This is a genomic window from Ruegeria sp. AB7 (genome assembly GCF_056542625.1).
This window is the reverse complement of the sequence record NZ_JBQGAC010000007.1, coordinates 189,426-206,342: the sequence shown is the minus strand read 5'-3', so window position 1 is coordinate 206,342 and position 16,917 is coordinate 189,426. Positions and strand designations below refer to the sequence as shown.

General features: G+C 51.0%; 13 protein-coding genes. All 13 read right to left on the bottom strand.

Annotated features, from left to right (window positions below):
• Window positions 1-59: 59 nt before the first annotated feature.
• Entirely contained in the window at window positions 60-848 is a 789-nt protein-coding gene (locus ACR0EN_RS17775) for a metallophosphoesterase (RefSeq protein ID WP_480588115.1), read from the bottom strand.
• Window positions 845-2,689 carry a TniQ family protein gene (locus tag ACR0EN_RS17770; protein WP_480588113.1) on the bottom strand — a complete coding sequence of 615 codons (1,845 nt, stop codon included), beginning with the start codon at window positions 2,687-2,689 and terminating at the stop codon, window positions 845-847. The genes ACR0EN_RS17775 and ACR0EN_RS17770 overlap by 4 nt, the downstream gene beginning before the upstream one ends.
• Window positions 2,686-3,687, bottom strand: a complete 1,002-nt coding sequence (locus tag ACR0EN_RS17765; protein WP_480588111.1) for a TniB family NTP-binding protein — start codon at window positions 3,685-3,687, stop codon at window positions 2,686-2,688. Before ACR0EN_RS17765 ends, ACR0EN_RS17770 begins: the two co-directional genes overlap by 4 nt.
• Window positions 3,684-5,825 (bottom strand): transposase, encoded by a 2,142-nt coding sequence (locus ACR0EN_RS17760; protein ID WP_480588109.1) that lies wholly within the window; start codon window positions 5,823-5,825, stop codon window positions 3,684-3,686. The genes ACR0EN_RS17765 and ACR0EN_RS17760 overlap by 4 nt, the downstream gene beginning before the upstream one ends.
• Window positions 5,822-6,571, bottom strand: a complete 750-nt coding sequence (locus tag ACR0EN_RS17755; RefSeq protein ID WP_480588107.1) for a hypothetical protein — start codon at window positions 6,569-6,571, stop codon at window positions 5,822-5,824. The genes ACR0EN_RS17760 and ACR0EN_RS17755 overlap by 4 nt, the downstream gene beginning before the upstream one ends.
• Before the next feature lie 204 nt (window positions 6,572-6,775).
• Complete coding sequence (locus ACR0EN_RS17750; protein WP_480556893.1) at window positions 6,776-7,009, bottom strand: helix-turn-helix domain-containing protein; 234 nt, start codon at window positions 7,007-7,009, stop codon at window positions 6,776-6,778.
• Window positions 7,010-7,229: 220 nt separating this feature from the next.
• On the bottom strand, window positions 7,230-7,775 hold the full coding sequence (locus tag ACR0EN_RS17745; protein ID WP_480588104.1) for an RNA 2'-phosphotransferase: 546 nt from the start codon (window positions 7,773-7,775) through the stop codon (window positions 7,230-7,232).
• Window positions 7,776-8,119: 344 nt separating this feature from the next.
• Window positions 8,120-9,961 carry a DUF4365 domain-containing protein gene (locus ACR0EN_RS17740; RefSeq protein ID WP_480588102.1) on the bottom strand — a complete coding sequence of 614 codons (1,842 nt, stop codon included), beginning with the start codon at window positions 9,959-9,961 and terminating at the stop codon, window positions 8,120-8,122.
• Between the two features lie 389 nt (window positions 9,962-10,350).
• Window positions 10,351-11,586 carry a hypothetical protein gene (locus ACR0EN_RS17735; RefSeq protein ID WP_480588100.1) on the bottom strand — a complete coding sequence of 412 codons (1,236 nt, stop codon included), beginning with the start codon at window positions 11,584-11,586 and terminating at the stop codon, window positions 10,351-10,353.
• 167 nt (window positions 11,587-11,753) lie between these two features.
• Window positions 11,754-11,963 (bottom strand): hypothetical protein, encoded by a 210-nt coding sequence (locus ACR0EN_RS17730; RefSeq protein WP_170440700.1) that lies wholly within the window; start codon window positions 11,961-11,963, stop codon window positions 11,754-11,756.
• The gene (locus ACR0EN_RS17725) at window positions 11,960-12,205 is read right to left on the bottom strand and encodes a hypothetical protein (protein ID WP_170440698.1); all 246 of its coding nucleotides are present in this window, start codon (window positions 12,203-12,205) and stop codon (window positions 11,960-11,962) included. The genes ACR0EN_RS17730 and ACR0EN_RS17725 overlap by 4 nt, the downstream gene beginning before the upstream one ends.
• Before the next feature lie 25 nt (window positions 12,206-12,230).
• The gene (drt2, locus tag ACR0EN_RS17720; protein ID WP_480588097.1) at window positions 12,231-13,565 is read right to left on the bottom strand and encodes an antiviral reverse transcriptase Drt2; all 1,335 of its coding nucleotides are present in this window, start codon (window positions 13,563-13,565) and stop codon (window positions 12,231-12,233) included.
• Between the two features lie 1,636 nt (window positions 13,566-15,201).
• Window positions 15,202-16,707: an ATP-binding protein gene (locus tag ACR0EN_RS17715; RefSeq protein ID WP_480588095.1), complete on the bottom strand. Its 1,506-nt coding sequence runs from the start codon at window positions 16,705-16,707 to the stop codon at window positions 15,202-15,204.
• Between the last annotated feature and the right edge of the window lie 210 nt (window positions 16,708-16,917).

Here is a 16,917-nt window from a genome sequence, read left to right as displayed (position 1 = left end):
AACCGCGAACGTCGCTGAACGGGTGTTATGTAAACCGCCTTCAGGTTGAGTTCAGACATTCAGATTTCAAAAATCAGATCTCTGATCCGCGCTGCAGGGTCCGCAATTTCGTCGGGATATCCGAGTGACACATTGATCAGCTGGGTATCGCCAACACTTGAATTTCTAACCCCGTGACAATGCCCGAAGAACCAGCGTTCGGGGCGATGCTTCAGAATAAGCTCACTCAGATCGCTGGCATAGGCGGCAGCAATGTTGCCGTCGTGGTTCTCAAGCACGGAAGGATGAGGCGCGTGATGGGTTGCCACGAAGGTTTGGCCGTCAAAATCCTCGGCGAGAGCGCCACTCAGCCAATCGAGTTGATTGCGATGGGCTAATACTAGGTCGGACGGCCTCAGCTTTCGATATCCCTTGGAAGCAACGCGAATGTGCCTAAAGTCATTCATTCGCGCGGAGGCGTGACTTTCGTTGATGGTTCTACCTGCTCCCAACTCAAAGTCGGTCCAAAGTGTCGCACAAAGAATACGTGTGCTGCCAAAAACGAGCTGCTTCTTTTGCACATACCCGACCCCAAATGCGGATGCGATTTGTTCCAGACGGTCCTCGCCATCGAGGCGAAAATCATAGAAGTCGTGATTGCCTGGGAAAACTGAAACTCTTTCCAGAGGCAGCAGCTTCGACAATCTCTCAAACGCGTACTTCCACCGCACCTTTGGCTTGTTGGTAAGATCGCCCGCTATCAGAAGGTGGTCGAGCCCGCCAATTTGATCCTCGATGCCTTCAAAAGGATCACGGTCGGCATCCACCCAGAAGTCATTGTGCAGGTCTGAAAGGAAAAGCAGTTTCAAAGGCTGCCTCCTGTTTTATTTGAGCTATTCAAGCCCGTTAATTCGTTTCCAGATAGCACGTCTTCACGCCGAAAAAATCTCCCTCGGCACTTTTCCGGCACTGGCAGTTCATACAACCCAGCCCCTTTGATCAGATAGCTGAGATTGCGTGCTGAAATTTGCATTTCCTGGGCCAGGTTTCTAAGGCTGACGTAGGTCTGGGAAAACCGTTCAACGCTGGAAATAGTTATATATGAGCGCACCTTTCGAGACTGCCTGCATCGGGTTCGGAACTCATCAAAGTGACCTTCACGCAGCAGGAAGGCCAGTGTTTTCCCACAGACACCGAAATGCTTCAGAAGCTCTTCCCGTGTCATTGCATCGGTCACTTCCCGATAAGCTGGCAGTGCCTCAAAAACCTCGGCGGGATCGACACGTATAGCATCAAAACCTTGCACGCCTCCAACAAGACCGACATCCTGAAGTTTCCCGGAAGTCAGTAGGGTTACGACTTCACTGATACTGCAAACAGATTGATTTGCAGCCTTATAGACCGGCACAAGATCCGCGCTTTCTCCCGACAATACGCGAGCGTTTTTACACATCGCGTCCCGCAGGTGTTTCAGTTCATGAAGACAGTACATGTATTGCCCTCTACAGGCTGGATTAACCGGCGCAATCAATCCGGAATCCTGAAGGCTCATCAAGTGCCGCCAGGGCAGCCCGAGGAAACTCAACGCATCCTTTGTGAGTACCGAGGAGGACAGCTTTTGAAGCATCTCTTCCGCCGGTTCCGCTTCGATCATGATGGGATCTGACGCAGATATCTCAGCCATAAGACCTGCCGACCTCAGCACATTTGCAAGCTTCACAGGATGTACACCGGTCAGATCGGAGGCGGACGTAAGGGTGTGAAACCTTCGTGTCGTACACACCTCTCCAAGTAGTTTGTCACCCGGGTGTATAACGAAATTCTCAAGAACGACGTCTCTGAGAACAGCCCGGACCATTGGGATTGCATCACCCATTTTCCCATCCATAAGATGAAAAAACACGCCGAAAGTTTTGCGCAGGCTGGATCGACCGCGTTGCTCTATGAGTTTCTCCAACACGCATCGCAGAGATGCCGGCCCATTTGATAGCACTGCAAAGCCAACATCTGCCAGCCTGGCCAGTTCTTGACGACTTAACTGCCTGGCAGATCTGAATCCCTCAATTATGCAACCCAGTCTCTCGCTCGCACGGGACACAGCATAGGCACTGCTGCCCGCCAGCCAGGTACTGTCAGTGTTCCCGGAGAATGAAGCGATAGAGAATTCATCCACTCTGGTTGGAGCATGCGTCATCAGACCAACCAGGGTCTCTCTCCCAATCTGAGCCTGCGACAAACGAGCCGTAAAATCATATGGAAACCAGCCGACCTGCTGCTCCGGCATTGGGATCAGCAACAATCCGTGTTTCGGGCAGGTTCGCACAAAATCAAGATACCAAAACACATCGGGGGGAACATGATACCATTCGCGATCATCGGCGGCTTCCAGAACGCATTTTGGGCAGATGTACTGGGTTTGAATCTTGATATCTTTGTTCGGAAATATTTGACCTCCAAGAGTACGTGTGGCGCGTGTTTTCGTCCGAATGGAGAACCGCGCCAAATCCGAGACGACTATACCCGAAAGATCAGAAAGGCGGCTCAGTTCCTCTGGGTCAGCGCGCGAGAGCTTCAAAGCGGAAAGACCCACCAGACTGCAGAACGCCCAGAGACTGGAGCAGCCGTTTAAGGCAGCCAATCGAGAGGCGTAAGCCACTGCTGGTTCATTTCGCCCGATTGGGAGAGTTAACCCTAGTCTTGCTCGCCTCATGACAATGCCCAAGGCTTATTGTGCCCCCCTTTCCTGACCAGCTTCCCTTCCAGAACGACTCGCGTATTGATGCTTTTGAAATCGTCCGCAACAAACGGGTTAGCACCATCCACGGCTCCGGTACGATGTCGATAGACCTCTTTGAAATCACCTGTCTCCAGGGTTGTTCTACCGGCGTCGAAGACAAGCTGTATTGCCTCCAGAATAAACTCGAAAACCAGACCAAGCTGCCCCGAGGCAGAGACTATCAGCCTTGCCAAGAAGTCGCTCATCTCCGTGGGTGGCTTAAACTCCAGCTTCGCAGCACTCAGATATTGTGACAGGATGTGTTCAACATCATCCAGGTCGGCTTCTGGTGCCAGATTTTCAAAATGGACGGGTGGAAGCCGCCGTCCAAGCTGAAAGTCACTGTCCAGAATATCGGCCAGAACGGTATTACCTGACAATATAACCGAAACCGGCCAGGTCTCAGATTGGGTCAGGCTCTTGATCGTGTTGATCACGCTGCTCGCTTCACGGCCAGACTGGTTTAGAATGAAGTCCTGAGCCTCGTCAAAATGCAAAAAGAACACCTTGTGCTCGGCGAGATGATGGCGCACCAACTTCCAAAGTTCAGGCGCACTTAGTTTTCCCACAATATCAAACTGCAGGGCTTCCAGTGTTGCGATGCCGGTTGACTTCAGTGTTGCCGGTGAAGGTGTTTCGACCGTTACAAACTCACCGACACGTTCATCGGGCGCGTTTTTGCGCGGCACACAGTAGTTTTGACGAATTTTCTTAAGTGCTTCTGATTTACCCGCACCAGACTCGCCGATCACTGAAAGACCCTTCTGCCTCCTGATCTCCCCAAATTTGAGCTCAGCACGCCGCTGCCTGGCCAAGGCAGCAATCCGCTGTTCAAGATCAACAAACCGATCATGGCGCACAAACAATTTGCCGAGCTGAACCATGCGATCAGCGCTGTTTGCCAGAGTTTCCTCTCTGCTCAAATCGCTCATTCTCCGCCCTCCAGAGTCCATTTGGGCTTCAAGCCTGACGGCTTTGGAGCTTCGACGATTGGAGACTCTAGATCATTCTCACCCTGTTTGGGTTGACCGGTTGGGATACCGCCAGTGAAAACCTGACCAACATCAGGAACTGGCTCCGGATCGCGCCATGGGATGACTTCTTCACCATTGAAGAGCTCCTCTTCCAACTGGTTTATGTAATCCGCAGTCAACCTCTTGGGAGTTAGACCCACCAGAGCTGCAGCATCCCCGTTGATCTTTCTGATGGCTGCAATTGCTTTTCGAATGGCTGGCAGGTCGCGTTCAAACTGCGCCTGCCCCTTTCGTTTTTTCGCGAGATTGGCCTCAGCCCATTCCTCGGATGTCACCCCTTCAAGATCAGGAATGGTAGAATATGCCGCAATCCAGTTGTCATCGACGCGCACAACAACCCAACTAATGTCGTAAGGATCAACACGAATATCGACGTCACACATATAGTTGTCGATGAAGAATTTTCTAAGCTTCGGACTTGTATACCGAATCCCATTCACAAGGACACCGGTACCGTCAACCTGACGGGTGATCATCTCTCCAAATGCCGCACGCATCCGGTAGCCGTCCGGCGGCGCAGATGCCCCTACCTCCTTGGTAAGCTCGGCCCATTTGACTGAGGGAGCTACGTACCCGATACCTGCGTGAGGGGTCCGGTGATAGATATCGACAACATACCAAATCAGAATCCGCAGAAGTTGTTCCGGCGTTAATGCGGCGGTCGAAGCCGGATCAATATCGCCCCGTTCAAAGATATTTCCAAAGGTGCGGCCACTCATCATCGGGGTGATCTTGGTTGAAAAAATCCCAAAGAGCCTTTCATTGACACCCCTAAGAGATGGGGCGGCAGCAGGGTTTCTTTCGTACGCACCGAGCGCTGCAATTGCTGCCGTCTCGAATTGCTCATTTGCAAATTCGCTGCCCTGATCGGAAACGACCATTGAGAATCCGCCTCCTTCAACCCAATTAAAAGTCGTGCCGACAGCATCAGATATCGTCGTCTTGTCGCGGGTTGCCATCTCGAGGGCACGGACTGTTTCATCTGCACTGCCATTCAGCACAACACGAAGCCCGACAACACAGCGTGTGGCATGATCAATAACGACATAAACCCAGACACGGCTTCTGGGAATTCTCTGTAAAACTTCGGGCGGCAGTTTACTTGATATTCCTGCATCATGAAGCAGAAGCATTACGTCGCCTTTCCAACCGTCCATCTCGAAACGCTCACATGGCAAGAGTGTTTCAAGGCCAGTCGACGAGCAGTTGAAAATGCCTCGTGCGCGATCTATGCCTTCGCGTTCGCATTTTACAAGGAAGGGTGGAAGCTCTGATATATACCGCTCGATCTGCCTGGCGCAGGGCCGACCGAGTTGGTTTTGACCCGCCTCAAGACGCGCTTCGTTCATGTCATCGATTGCAAGCTGCGTCTCAAAGGCAACTTCATTTGCATAACGCCTTTCCGGAGACGCATATGCCAGAATTTGAGTGTCTATGAACGCATATGTTTCATCACAGAACTTTCGATTGTGATTGCCTGAATTGCATCTGCCATCCTTGAGACTGAGAGGGTTGTAGCCCGACTTCTCATACTTCCTGACCCACCTCATCAGGGTATCAAAGGACGGGCCAAAGGTTACCTCTACAATTTGTCCGGTTTGCCGCTTCTTTTGCTGAAGCGTCCTTCCAATACATCTTTTCATCATTTCGATATCTAATGCAGTTATGAATGGTTTAGCGTTGAGCGGAGTGCGCTTCACTCTCCCCGCATCTTCTTCGGTGAACCATCTTTGAATACAAAACAGCCGGTCCCGGATTTTTTGCTGCTGCCAGAGAGGCTGATCAGCGATCAACTCCTCTGTTCCCAGTGCCCGTAGACGGGCCGAACTCTGGGAATAGTGCCCCGGCCAAATCTTAAAATGCGGAGCCTTTAACAGGCGCCGCAACTTTTCGTGGGATATGGTGTCAAACACCTCGGGATTATCAATGCAGCGAAGTGTGACGCCGTTAGGACCGTGCGCAAACGCTCGCCACGTTGCTCCGTTGTAGTCCACCTTGTCATGCGGATAGATGCGGAAAATGGGTGCAATTTTCATGCTGCAGCCTCCACTTTGAAAACAGAGCTGCTAGCGGTTAGCGATCCCGCATTTGTCCGTTGGATTTCACCCCGAAAAACGGCACGAAATGCTGCCCGGAAGCCTCGGCCAGCCAGGTCAGTCTTCCCTGCCAGTGCTCCCAAAGTGGTCGTACCACTCAGGCGATCGATTACTTCGCGGATCGCGTCATCCGCTTCAGGGTCAGGATGCTTTTGAAACTCATGTAGGCGACGTGCATCGGCGACGAGCCACTTCGGGCAGCTCTTTTCCGTGAACAGCGTAACCTGATTGGCAAAGTCAGCTGGCACAAATTCCGCAACCCGCGTTAGCTTGAGTTCCGTTTGTCGTTTAATCGCGATCGCAGACGGCTTGGTTTCAACCAAGATTTTGAAGCCGGATCGGTATTCGATCAGTGCATCTGCGGTGTATTCTGCCTTGCGACCATCCCATTCATAGTATTGCACCGGTTTGGGCTGATCCCAGATGTGCACAACATTCGGATCCGCCATTGCGACATAGTGACAAGCCCCCTCCAGGTGGCTTTCAGTTTTCAGAGTCACATATTTTTGCAACTTTGGGCTAAAGTATGGGATACCTCCCCGGCTACTTTGACGCGATCTCTTGCTGAGCTTTCTGGTTCCGGCACTGCCCATTGGAACCCTCACGATTCCTTGGGAGCAATCGACATAGGATTGCCGTGCTTCAAGTTCCGATTTCGGGCTAGATTGTTGTTGATCATCGGCCACAGGGCCAGATTCTGGTGACGACATCATGCGCCTCCTTCATTTTACGTAAAAACAATAGCCAGCGCCGCCGCAGAGCGGCGTCGCAGCTTGACTTTTGGCGTATGAGAAGGGAAGTTCGTCAGAGGTGGCCTAGAAATCTACCTACTGAGAGCCCTCGATCGTCATTGACGAAAGAGGGTTTTCGTCTTCCCGGGGGTTGCTTATTTATTCATCCGGGTTCTCCTTTTTTGGTTTATCCGTGCCAAACAGTTCTTCGACTGACGTCCCGAGCTGTTTCGCAATGAATTCTTGAACCGGTTCTGAACTCCGGCTGCGATGGATCACTTTGCTTACGAGGCTACGTGAGACACCGACGCTCTCGGCCACATCAGCCAGCGCAAGTCCAGCCATCTTGAGCTGGTACTTCAGAGTTTCTGCATCCGTGCGCTGTTCGTTCATTGAATCGCTTGCCTCAGAAATCAGCCGTCTTCCGGGCGCACCAGATCTGGTGTCACCTAGTGTACACAATACAATCCTCGGTGAGGCACACAAGATAATTCAAGTGCAAAATCCCCAATTAATAAAGTTATTTCAAATGGTTAGTTAATAATCAAAACGATTATTAACTTATCGCATCGGCGCCTGCGGTTTTTGCGATCACTCGTAAATCCGTTTGGCTCTACTGCTCTGAAATCTGACCAAAGCCCAGATAACGTGCAGGCACCGCATCGGTAAGCCAGACACCGTTGTCGGCGCGGAAAAACTCAAACCCGTCGTCAAACATACGCTGAGCTTCAACGCGCAACACAATCGGACGACCATGGCGCTGCCCGACACGTTCAGCGGTATCAGGATCAAGAGAGAGATGAACCTGCTGACGCTTCCCCGGTACCAGACCATTTGAAAAGATCGCATCTAAGTTCGCGCTGGCTGTTCCATGATACAACTCGCCTGGAGGCTGTTGCGGCTTCAGACCAAGATCTATTTCAATCGAATGGCCTTGTGCCGCTCTGATACGCTTTCCGTCCTCAGACAGAGTAAAGCGTTTCTTGTCGCTGGTTTCGACAAGCTGAATGAGTTCGTCGTGACTGAGTTTCCGACCGGATTTCTTAAGCTTTCGCAACAACTCGTCAACGCGAGCCCACCCATGATTATCAAGCTGAAGATCAATTTCTTCAGGTTTGTGCCGAAGCACCAGACTTAGAAATTTGCTCTCTCTACTCATGTTAAGCACAAATACACTTTTGTTTGTTGCCCTATAGTAACGACTCAACCTATTAGGAAATACGCTGGCCAGTGATCAAGCTATATCTTCTCAAGAATTCAGTTCACTGAATTGCAACGTGAGGAATGCCTGAACTCGAAAAGCGCATAATATTTGAATTCACTGCGGTCATCGGAGCCAGTGTGGAATCTAATCTGTGGAAGAAGGAAACCGCTTTGTGAACGGCCCTGAGCCGCCGTTCACAGTGTTTTGGAATACTGCGACGCAGCGCCACCGAAGCAGACATTGACCTGTGAACGCAGCATTTGACATGCTGTATGACTGCATCGCGGCCTAAGTCGACACTATCTCTCGTTACACTCGTATCGCAATGCTTTATCAAATGATGGCGGTTCGATGAGGCGCATAATCGTCGAGGGCTGTTCAACGGAAGCTCGTTCGTCTTGTAAGGTTTTCGCGATCTGATCAAACATCTGCACAACGTCTGTTGGGCATCCATTACTGGCAAGAATGCCTCTGAAATAGGAATATGCTTGGTACCCGCATCGTTGCACTGCACATGACAGCGTCGATATCATTATGGAAGGTTCGCCGCCTTCCAACATTAACCGAAACGAAATTTGGATTGCATCGGTCCATGCTGCTGGATCGTTCTCCAATAGGTAGCTCAGAATTATCGACGCACAAAAGGCATGCTCGTAATGCTCACCAACAATGGCGTTCTGCATTACATCGGACCAGAACTCCGGTTTGGATATTAATACATTTGGATCGTGATTGTTTTGCTTGAGGAACTCGACAAACCAACTTGCCGCATGAGCTTTGACATTCGCCTCGGTGGCTTCAAATTGGTCGTTGGACTTTGAAGCTTCATCATAGAATTTTTCAGCCTTGTCGGGTTGGCCCCTGAACAAGTATGCGTCACCCGCACAAATTGCGGTTTGCGCGTTTGCTTCAATCGCATGGGCCGCTTCGTAGACCTTTGATGACAGTCGGTACCGCTGCAAGAAATAGAGCGTGGCCCCCAATTCCGCCAAAAAGTAACCCTTTTCTAGATATCTGGGATACTTGCGTCTTGCTAAGTTAAATTGCTTGAACGCGGCCTCGTATTCAAAAGCAATCCGCAGTGAATTTCCAAAAGAGTAATGTATGACTGCCTGTTCGCGCACTGATTGAGTGGCGTGTGCATCGATGGCATCCTCGTAGAAACGTTGCAATGCCGATAGTTTCTTTTCGTGCGGTGCGGGGCAACTAAGCAGGGCGCGGATGTAGCGTAAATAGTTGTCATCTTGCCTTTCATGGATCCCGTTGATGCTTGCGATGATTGCCGCCATTTCACAATGGTCGACAACACTGGACGCAACAACAGAGGCAAGCTCCCTGCTTTCACAAGAAAGGTTCTCACGCACAAAGAAACCAGCCAAATCATGCAAGTGCTCTTTAAAGTCTGAACGATGGGCCATGCAAGCGATCACATAGCTAAGGATCTGGAGGATCTCATCTTGATCGGTGGGATCAATTGTAATGGATATCGATGCGATGGAATCTATCGAAACCCTTAGCGTTTCACCCTTCAACAAGATGAGCAGCGGCAGGCAGCTTTCGGGGTTACAATTAGTCGTAAAACGCGGGGAGATCTCAACAATTTTGCTGACCGCGACGTTCAGCGCAAAAGCTGCGTTTGGTCCAACTTGATCACAGTGAACTTCCAATCCGAAAGGTATGCTGCGAGAACCTGTCCGCAAAGCGCGAAAAGTTCGTAGGGTCGCGGGAATTCCGTCCGCTGTGTCGTCATTCCATCCGTCAGCAGGTTTGAAGCCGATAGTTATGGTCTCTGTCTTTGGTGGGGAGGTTCGTGCATAGATTTCCGGCAACCATAGCCAATGGAACGTCTTACTAGGTTCGCAATAGCGGACTACCATCGAAGGCGTATCTAGTGACGCCAAATACTCGAGGCGGTCGACCTTAATTGGAACCGACTGCGCTTTGGCAATGTCGTCAGTAGCCTTAAGTTGGACGAAGAACATGAGCCCTGTAGACTTTCCTTCGTCGTCGAAAACTTCGACCTCCAAATCTACGCCGTAGTCTTTGTCTTTCCGGCGAAGTGCCCAAGCATCAGGCAACAAGCGCTCGAATTCGCGGATCGATAAATCCTCTAACTGATGGCTTCTAGAACGCGTTGGCAAACTTCGTAACTCCACACAAGATTTCGAAAAAGAAACATATTCGAAACTTGTTAGTAATGTGAACACTTTACGAGTTCGCTGTGTCTACACCTACTTTCTCGGTCACGGCCCTCAGCCGACCTCCACCGACCGATTGGACGCCGCACCTCAGCTTAACTAGGCCAGCCATTCGTACAACGCGCAGTATTTTCAAGAAGCGAACTTTTCTGACGTGCTAGGTGGCTGGCAAATACTGAGTTGTTGAGCATACAACAACTCTCTTCGCCCCTCTGGTGAGCGCAACATATAAGTTCTTGGCATTCATTTCATGTGTATCGACAATCACGACCTGATCGGTCCATGAAGGCATCTGGAGTTAGGAAATCTCTGGCTAGAGTGTAGTGCTGGCATCAGATATGAACGCCCAGAGCGCGCAAAATTCGAGTGCCCTCGGCCAAGAGGATCAGCTGGTCGGTTCGCACCAAAGGCCGGTTGTGGCCAATGGTATTGCGAACTGGCGCGAGACGTTGCATCGAAACTTGAAAATCCTGTTTCGAGATGAAGAAACGCGCAAACGCTTCCTTCCAGTTTCGACCTTCGCAGATGATGTGCATAAGCTCCATGAAATCTGCATAGTAGAGGTGAGGGAAGGAGTCCCCGCGTTGTTCGTGGTCCGCTATCTTCCTGTCCTGCCACTTCTTACGAAGGTCGCCATGAACCCGCCGCCGAAGCCAGGCTTCTCCCTCGATCCGGCGAAGCTCCGCCTCAATCACGGAGCGAAGACGATTCTCGATCTCGCCAAGAAAATGAGCATGTTGCGGATCATACTCCCCGATTTCGCCGCCGTCCGTCTTGACCGGTGCGACCGCTGCAAAGCGCAGCTCGAAGCCTGCTGAGAACAAGACTTGCGGATATGCGTCTTGTGGGAAAGCGACGACTTCCGCGTTCAGTCCCGCTTCGATCTGTGCGGTCTCCCGGTCTTCCGGGGATTGATCCTCGTCAAAGGCAACCGGCTCCCCCAGTTCTTCCGAGAATACTTCCTGGCCCGCCGGGTCGAACGGCTCGGTACTGCTGGATATGTCATGCAGGCGCGCGATGCGCGCAAAGCCGACAAATGAAACGCCAAGGTGATCCTCGATAGCCCAAGGGTTCTGGAGCTGACCCATCCTCTCGGTAAGCGAGGCCTGCCACGCTTCTATGTTCTGCAAGTGTTCACTAAGAGGGTGAACGGCCGCAGCAGCAGCAACTGAAAAGCTCTGAAGTTGATCTGCTAACGGGACAACCGCTTGGGGCACATTCGTCACAAGATGCTTCAGATTTGCATCAATTTGGTGCAACACTTCAAAGGTTTCAGGCCTCGCCAGAGCGCTATGCGCAGCAGCTATCGCACTGGACACTTCTGCCCATTGCTGTGATCTGGTGAACGCCTCGAAAGACATATGAGCTGCGGTGACGGCATCTATGATCCTATTGATGTCGTTCCGCTCCATCATCTGGGCAGCCCGCATTGCAGGGGAGCTTTCAAGCTCCTGAAGTATCCGTGTTGCCGAATTGTGTTCCATCTGGCGGATAAGCTTTTCTGCTGGGCCCTCGCTCAGCTCTAGGGCACGACTCAACGCGTCATTTTTGAACGGATCGTTGCTCATATTTGGGTCCGTATTGGAGGTTTAGGCTCAGTTGGTTTGCATAACGCCATTATCCGTACTCTAAGAAGAGCCTCATCAGTCTTCACCGAGCTTGCGCAACACCTCATTCCATTGATTTTGAGGAGTAGTTGTGGAGCTCTTGGATTCATGACTTACGTACTAATCCCTCAAAAGAAGCGAGCGTAGGTCATTGCAAGACCCAAGACTGCAAGTGTTGTTCCTATCACCCATTTCCATTCCCGAGCAACGAAACCGGCCACCGCACGCGCAAGGTTTGCAGACCAGTGCCGTTCGTAGGTTCCTCCGACGAAGAAAACCCCGCTGTCGTCGTCATTGTCATAGGGAATAAAAGTGCCATTCCACCAATGCTTGATCAATCATCTACCTCCTCATGAGGTTTATGAACCTCCCAACCATTCACATCGACATACACCACATCGGCAGTGTAGTCGTAGTGCGGTGGAAACTCTTCACTAACCGTGAATGTCAAAACAGTCCCCGCTTCCAGTCCCTTTTTGTACGTGTCCATTCGTATCGTGACTTCTGAGCCAATCGGGGGAACGATGCCTGTTTCACTCTTTGCAACGACACTTCCGCTTATACAAAACCAAACTTCCATAATTTCCTCTTTGTATTTTTGACTGCTATGCCGAAGTGACCAAACCGCCGTAGACTTTGACCACTTCACGATCCCAAGCTTTGTTGAACCACTTGATGTGGTTTCTAACCTGATGCCTGATCTCTGGCGCATCGAAAATATCAGCCGATTTATAAGCGTACTGTATAAAGTTACGCCGTATTCCTTTGTGCGTGTATCGACTCAACAGTTCCCGTTTGAACACCTTAAACGATGGAATTCCTTGCTGCTTCGCCGCTACCAATTTCGCATGGATGCCGTGTTTCATCTTTGAGCGATATGCATCCATAGAAGAGGGTCGGATCAAGGTCTGCTCTCCATCGAAAGTGAATCCTAGGTATTGAATCGGTTTGTCGGCAACCAAGGCGCCGCCGTTGAAGTCTGCTGTTTCCGTTTTGTCGGCAGACAGCGCGAGCGCAAAGTCTGCGATGAACTTTTCAATAAGTCCGACAACATGATCTTGCTTTGCTCCCAGCGGCAGTGTGACCGCGATGTCATCGGAATAGCGACGGTAGGAACCACCAATACTGTTCACCATTCGAAAAATTTCCTGATCAAAAGTCCGGAGGTAAATGTTGGCATACAGCCCAGAGACAGGGGTTCCTTGGGGGATACCAAAATCGAATTCATGCTTACGGACCAAGCCACTTTTACGACCTCTGACATGCGATTTGAATTGATCGGGTGTACACACCCTCCCGTGCCGCTTACGTTTTCTACCGAGCAACGTATCCAGATCATCGCTTTCCACCCAAGAATATCGGGTGACATTGTGGAAGACCGTCCAGTCGTGCCCATTCAACCGATCTACGCCGACCAAACGCGAAACTTCATACTTCAGATGATCATGGTTGAGGCAGTCAAAAAACCCAGAAATGTCCAAGGCGAATACACTGCAATTTTGCCGCTGTGAGATTTCGTCAAAGAGCGACTTTGCGTGGTGAATATTGGTTCCCCCTCCACGCCGATAGGCAAGGACACTGCCGCTCGTTCCGTCTTCCACAAGTGCGGCCTCATAGATTGGTCCAAGGTGATCAGCATATGCTTGCAGGTATGCGGCATCTTCGTGAGCCGCAAAACGAATGGGCCGCTTCTTAATCTTTTCGTGTCGGTTGCCGCTATCGTCCCGAACAAATTTCCGGGTGATATCTGTGTACCCCAACAGTGGTAGAAAACGATGTGGCGCGACCTCGGACGAAAAGTCGAACTGCTGGTTTCGAGCTTCGTCTGACAAAGGGAGATCGAAGTGCTGATATTGGCGTTCTTTTGCGAGGCAGTGAAGAATGAAAGCGTCGGTGTGGGGATCGAATTCTTCTTCAGTAGGTAGGTAAAACCCGGGCATAGCGACTCCGTTCGTCAAAAACTGCCCGGGCTATTTGAACCTAGCTCCCATCAACAGGCGCAAGCGCCCTCCGGTACGGAATAACCTAGCGTGGTATATTACAACCACATTGTGCCAAGTAGGATGCGACATGAACCCAATCACGCCGATGATCCCGCCGCGCGCGAAGATAACGCTTGCGGTCCTTAACACGGTTCATCCGGGTCCTATGCCCCGAAGCAACATGTACATAGGTACTATAAAATCCGCTTCAAGGGCCTGGTAGTACAAAATCTGGTGACGTCAGGGTTCATAGGCGTACTAGCCCTTTATACACAATCCGACCTTTGAGACTGGCATGGACAATGACTGCTTTCTAGACGGGACCCAGTCAGTTTCGCACCCTTAGCGAAGGTCAGCTTCCCTCCCTTGGTGAAGGCTGTAGCGAACGTTCCGAAGCAGAAATAGGTCTTGTCACGTGGCGCTGCCTTTCCTTCTACAAAGCGGTCGTTCAGGTTGAGGCACCGCAAAAACCAATCAGCCCGCCAACAAAGTCAGCGGGCCCTCACCTCGAGCACTCCATTCATGATTTTGGAGGAGCGGATTGGAGTTGCAAATTTGGTCGAGCTGCAGATACTCCACCGTTGAGGCCGAGAATAAACAGTTGCGAGGAGTTCCGCAATGACGACCATTGCATCGCACCTTTCAATCGATTCACGTGGACCTTGCGCCATTTACATCGCTTCGGACAGTCGCATTACATGGGGGAACGCATCGCGGCGATGGGATGCTGGACAAAAAACTTTTGCGTCCAGTGCGAGCCCTGACATATTTGGATATTGCGGATCGGCTTTCTTTCCGACTCAGATAATCAATCAAGTCACGCGTCAGATAGATGCTGGATTACTCTACGACGAGATGAATTGTGCTGACGAACGCCATGGTAGGTGGGTAAGTACAATCAAGAAATCTCTTGAGAACTCGGTCAGTGCAGAGGTCCCTGACTTCAAGCTTTTTCATGCTTCGAGAACTGGAAGCGGGATGACATGCTCTTTCAGACTTTGGGAGGTAAGTTTCCAATCCGATGGTCAGGTTTGGAAGGATATCGAAATCGACTTACAATCGGACCGATCCCACTTTGCCTCCGTAAGAGGCTCCGGACGCGATAGTCTCCGGAAACAGCTTGCGATCTCCAACCACCAAGAAGAAGCGGGAACAAGTCGCCATGCTTTCCAGGCGTTGTTTCAATCGATCAAAGCAGGCAGAGACTCATTAAGTGGGGGAGCACCACAGATTGTTGGAATGTACCGAATAAGATCTGCTAGAAGTTTTGGGATGATTTGGGAAGGTAACCGTTACTATTGCGGATGCAAGCTAGTCGCTGGTTCCAATTACGATAGCATAGAATGGTTCAACGAGCGGTTCGAGCGGGCCGACGGAAAGACAAGGAAACGCTTAAAGGGGGCAAAGCGGCATTGAGGGCGGCAAGCTATCTAATTCGGCCTTCTGTGGACATTCGCACGACAGCCATTGCTGCGGCACAATGCCTCCGAAACAGCCTTTGGCGGTGACGTGCAGCATTGTCCAGTAGGCGAAGTCCCCCCCGGTCAGTTCAGCCGTACAGGCACCTGCTAGCTTTACTTCTGGAGAACGTGGCTCATTCTTCGGCGATTAAAGGCAAGAACGCCAACTCGTCTAGCCGTGCGGAGGCTTTGAAGACACCGCCCTTTTTCGCGCTATTAGTTCCGGCGCTATCAAACAGGTTGAGAAGAAGGTCATACACTGGTTCAAAGTTGTCGAACCCGTCCGGTAGCGCCTGAATGGCTCTGGCTATGGCGCGATCATCCGCCTCCTCCAAAAGACCTGCAAAATCCCCGTCGATCATCTTTGCGAGAATTGGAACAGCTTGCCCTCCGGCGGCGCTGAACGCGCTTCTTTGGCCTCTCAATCGCTCTAAGGCGTTGGCTTTGCTGTTTGCGTAGACCGCTACGGTTCCATCCAATGCTTCAATTGCTTGAGCCTTTGTCGCCTCCGCGTGGTTCAAGAAGTAAAACATCGGCAACCATTGACGCTGAACTTGGGCGGATACGTTTACATAGTCTAAAGGCGTCCGAACTTGTGCTTTTGTCAGAAAAGCTTGTAGAACTCCGTCGGCTGTGAGTGCACGTCCTTCGATACTTTCCAACGCCTCTCCATCGGCATCGACCGCTTTGACGTCTCCGACGAGGCGGAGAGCGGGAGCACCTTCAACTTCTTCAAATTCACCATGCCGAATAAACTCAAGCTGATCAGCCAGCTTTCGGTCGATGGTAAGTTTCATATCGGAGGTTTCCATAGTCGCGGCATTTGTGTCCACGATGAGCGACCGGTCGGTGCCAATGTCAGCAAGTCGTTGAGCAGACTGAAGCAACACACTCTGGCTGGCTTGGTCTCTCTCGCGAAGCATCGCGTGAAGATCGCCAAACTTAATTTTCGCAGATTGCCCGGGATAGCGGAATAAGATGCTGCCGTCTTCTAACCCGTCACTATCGCGACATACCACTACCGGAGGAACGTTATACTTCTCGACATACAGAACACCGACGTTCATTCCGCCAATTCGGATGGTCTCTTTAACAAAGTCTGGTGTCGGAACTAGAAAAGTCTTCACCTTGTCGCTTATCCGTACAATATCTGTATTGTCGAATGTATCGTCAGGTAGTCCAGCAACTTGGCAGCCTGCATTATCCACGCCCAAAAAGATGAAACCACCTTTGTTGTTTGCGAGAGCGGCAATTGCCCTTACCAGTGGGTTCATTTTCTTAGGGTCGAACTCCGCTTTACACTCCTGCTCGGTCGTCTCTCCATCGCTCAGATACCAGTTACCGTCAGCTCTCTGCTCAAAGCGCTGCGCAGCACGTTCTGCTATTGTCGGTGTAGCTGCGCCTTGGTTCACGACGCCAACCGCAGCAACCTGAAAATTTGTAAGAAAGTTCGTGAGGTCAGCTTGTGATGCAGCAGGGACGTTTGGCCCGTAGGTTCCGTTGCGAATTTGACTAATGCGCCCAGAGTTAACTGGCCTATCTTGCCGGTTAAAATAGAACTGAATATCTACGTTGCGTTCGCCTCTAGCGAGTAAGGCTTTTATCAAGCCGATTTCTTCGTCAGTGATGCTTCTCGCCACTTTAATACCTATCGTAATGAATTAACGTCAAATTTCGCCACTTTGAGAATAGTCAAACCCATACATCAACGGAAGTCTCCATTGGCACGCGCGGACCGAGAAGCGCCTGTCCTCCCCTGCTAAGGTCAGGATTCATGACCACTAGATGACGAGAACCGCGACAGCGATGGCTGACACTGAACGACCGCTTTAATTTGCATCCTGGTCATT

Bases quoted from the DNA above. Each gene is read 5' to 3' on its own strand.
- ACR0EN_RS17770 (WP_480588113.1), bottom strand. From the start codon at position 2,689: ATGAGGCGAGCAAGACTAGGGTTAACTCTCCCAATCGGGCGAAATGAA.
- ACR0EN_RS17765 (WP_480588111.1), bottom strand. From the start codon at position 3,687: ATGAGCGATTTGAGCAGAGAGGAAACTCTGGCAAACAGCGCTGATCGC.
- ACR0EN_RS17760 (WP_480588109.1), bottom strand. From the start codon at position 5,825: ATGAAAATTGCACCCATTTTCCGCATCTATCCGCATGACAAGGTGGAC.
- ACR0EN_RS17750 (WP_480556893.1), bottom strand. From the start codon at position 7,009: ATGAACGAACAGCGCACGGATGCAGAAACTCTGAAGTACCAGCTCAAG.
- ACR0EN_RS17745 (WP_480588104.1), bottom strand. From the start codon at position 7,775: ATGAGTAGAGAGAGCAAATTTCTAAGTCTGGTGCTTCGGCACAAACCT.
- ACR0EN_RS17735 (WP_480588100.1), bottom strand. From the start codon at position 11,586: ATGAGCAACGATCCGTTCAAAAATGACGCGTTGAGTCGTGCCCTAGAG.
- ACR0EN_RS17725 (WP_170440698.1), bottom strand. From the start codon at position 12,205: ATGGAAGTTTGGTTTTGTATAAGCGGAAGTGTCGTTGCAAAGAGTGAA.
- drt2 (WP_480588097.1), bottom strand. From the start codon at position 13,565: ATGCCCGGGTTTTACCTACCTACTGAAGAAGAATTCGATCCCCACACC.